Source organism: Massilia sp. CT11-108 (assembly GCF_047302915.1).
GTDB lineage: Bacteria > Pseudomonadota > Gammaproteobacteria > Burkholderiales > Burkholderiaceae_D > Telluria > Telluria orientalis.
On sequence record NZ_JBKYMO010000649.1, the window covers coordinates 1 to 2,640 of the forward strand.

The 2,640-nt window shown below is 67.0% G+C and carries 3 protein-coding genes; 1 reads left to right on the forward strand and 2 read right to left on the reverse strand.

Going from position 1 to position 2,640, the window contains the following annotated elements; genetic code table 11:
- Window positions 1-21: 21 nt before the first annotated feature.
- Both ACEN88_RS28885 and fnr read right to left on the reverse strand, forming a co-directional pair.
- A complete protein-coding gene (locus ACEN88_RS28885) occupies window positions 22-867 on the reverse strand; it encodes a porin (RefSeq protein ID WP_413345233.1) in 846 nt (281 codons plus the stop codon).
- Window positions 868-927: 60 nt separating this feature from the next.
- Complete coding sequence (fnr, locus tag ACEN88_RS28890) at window positions 928-1,692, reverse strand: fumarate/nitrate reduction transcriptional regulator Fnr (protein ID WP_413345235.1); 765 nt, start codon at window positions 1,690-1,692, stop codon at window positions 928-930.
- Between the two features lie 218 nt (window positions 1,693-1,910).
- On the opposite strand from fnr, the gene ACEN88_RS28895 reads away from it, so the two are divergent.
- Window positions 1,911-2,549 carry a molecular chaperone gene (locus tag ACEN88_RS28895; RefSeq protein ID WP_413345237.1) on the forward strand — a complete coding sequence of 213 codons (639 nt, stop codon included), beginning with the start codon at window positions 1,911-1,913 and terminating at the stop codon, window positions 2,547-2,549.
- Window positions 2,550-2,640: the final 91 nt, after the last annotated feature.

Here is a 2,640-nt window from a genome sequence, read left to right on the forward strand (position 1 = left end):
ACGACAGGCTGCGCATGCGGATCACGTCGAACGTCGGCCCGCGCGCGCGATGGCGATGCGGATGCCGTGCGGCCCCACCTGGTGCGACACCGACAGGTAGACGGCATTGCGCGCCAGCTCGCCGGCGCCCGTCCCGTATTTCAAACGTTCGGCGACGACGGCGATGCGCGTCTGCGGGAACTGGTAGGCGAGGGCGGCCTTCGCCCCCGTGTCGTCCAGGCCCGGTCCCTGGTACTCGTGGTGGCGTTCGCCCGCCAGTACGGCATACCACGGGCCCCGTTCGTAGATCGCGGCGGCCGACGTCAGCGACGGCTGCGCGCCGCTTGCCGGCTTTTCTTCGTTCAGGCCGTGCGTCACCCGCAGCGACAGGCCGTGCCAGGACGGGCTCCAGTAGTGAATCGAATTGGACTGGCGCCGGTCGAACGACGACTTGTCGCTGACGTTGTCCGCGTCCCCCGCGGATCCATTGCCCATGATGCTCATGTAGCCGGCCGTCGTCGGATAGAACGGGTCGAGGCCGGACGTGGCGCTGTTGTAGGCCGTCGTCCAGTGGCCCGCGAACAGCGTGCCCCACGTGCCGGCGAGGCCCACGCGGGTATCGCGTGCGGCGAGGGCGCCGGTGCCCGTGTCGGGCGACAGCGTGCCTTCGACCTGGAAGATGGCTTTCAGGCCGCCGCCCAGGTCTTCGCCGCCGCGGAAACCCAGCACGGAGCGGTTGTTCACGAGGCGCGTGAGGCCGGGGCCGGAGGACGCCGCCGCGTGTTCGAGGGCGACGTTGAGGCGGCCGTAGATCTGCACGGCGTTGTCTTGCGCGTGGACGGTGCCCGCGGCCAGCAGCATGGCGGCGGGGATTGACTTGATATGCATGGGGGATCTCCTTTGCCCGCATTGTCGATGCGGACGGGGAGACCGGGAACTACCGAAAGGTCAGGCCATCGGACTGCACTGCTCCGTCCCGGCCGCCATCGCCTTCAGGCGCGCCGGTTCGAGCAGCACGACCTCGCGCTTGTCGACCTGCACGAGCCCCAGCTTTTTAAAACGGGACAGCAGGCGGCTGATGCTTTCGATGGTCAGGCCCAGGTAGTTGCCGATGTCTTCGCGCGACATGCGCAGCTGGAAGCGCGTGGACGAATAGCCGCGCGCCGCGTAGCGGGCCGAGAGGTTGATGAGGAACACGGCGAAGCGCTGCTCGGCGCGCATGTTCCCCAGCAGGAGCATGACGTTCTGTTCGCGCGTGATCTCCTGGCTCATGATGCGGTGGAAGTGGCGCAGCAGCGCCGGCACCTGGCCGAACAGGTCCTGCAGGTTCCCGAACGGGATCTCGCACACTTCGCTGTCTTCCAGTGCGACGGCGTCGCAGTGGTGGCGGTCGGCGCTGATGGCGTCCATGCCGAGCAGCTCGCCGGCCATCTGGAAGCCCGTGATCTGCGCCTCGCCGGCCGCGTTGATCTGGTACGTCTTGAAGTGGCCGAAGCGCACGGCGTACAGGTTGCGGAACGGCTCTCCCATCTTGTACAGCGGTTCGTCGCGCTCCAGGCGGCGGCGCTTGCCGATGATCCGATCCAGGCGGTCGATGTCCGCGTCTTCCAGCCCCATTGGCAGGCACAGCTGGTGCATGCTGCAGGCCGCGCAACTGGACTTGAGTGCGGTGACGTTGACAGGGGGTGCGGACGTGGTATCAGCGGCAATCATGGCAAGTACCTTCGGGTGATGTCTCGATTATAGACGTGCAGCCCGACTGCAACGAGGGAATTTGTCCCGACGTTGGTTGCCTTGCCAACGAAATGTCGCGTGGACGTCAAGCGTGCGCGCCTTTGCGTTGTCAAGGATTACACTTCCCATGAATATTTGCCAACGGGAGAACCATGTCCGTCGAACAGCGTTCTGCTTCATCCGATTTGCATGACGGCGTGGAGAGAGCCGTCGCGCCGCCGCTGGCCGACGAAGACCAGGCCCGCGCCGACTTCTACGCGCTGTTCGCACGCCTGCTGCTGGCCCCGCCCGACGACGCACTGCTCGCGGCACTGGCCGCCGCGGATCCGATCGGCGCCGCCGGCGAATTCGCTCTCGAGGACGCCTGGCTGAAGCTGACCCAGGCCGCCACCGTCGTCGATGCGGCCGCCGCAGCCGATGAATTCTCGGCCATGTTCATCAGCACCGGCACGCCGCCGCTGAATCCGTACGGTTCCTTCTACCTCACGGGCCACCTGAACGATGCGCCGCTGGCCGACCTGCGCCACGACCTCGCGCGCCTGCGTCTCGCGCGGGCGCCAGGCGTGGGCGAGTTCGAGGACCACCTGGGCACGCTGTGCGAGACGATGCGCGTATTGATCCAGGGCGGACCCGGCATGCCGCCGCGTAGCCTGGCCGTGCAAAAACACTTTTTCGAAACGCATGTCCGGCCGTGGTATGCGGCCTGCCTGGCCGACATCGCGGGGAGTGCCGACGCGAATTTCTACCGGATCGTCGCAGGCGTCGTCGATGCCTTCCTGTCGATCGAAGCGCAGGCGTTCGCCGTGCTCGATGCCACCGACCCGATTGCCGCATGAGGACCATCATGAACGATGACAAGCAACCCGATCCGACCCGCCGCAGCCTGTTGAAGGCCGCGCCGCTGGGCGCGCTGGCCGTCGCCGCGGC

Coding starts and splice junctions, on each gene's coding strand:
- ACEN88_RS28885 (WP_413345233.1), bottom strand. CDS start 867: ATGCATATCAAGTCAATCCCCGCCGCCATGCTGCTGGCCGCGGGCACC.
- fnr (WP_413345235.1), bottom strand. CDS start 1,692: ATGATTGCCGCTGATACCACGTCCGCACCCCCTGTCAACGTCACCGCA.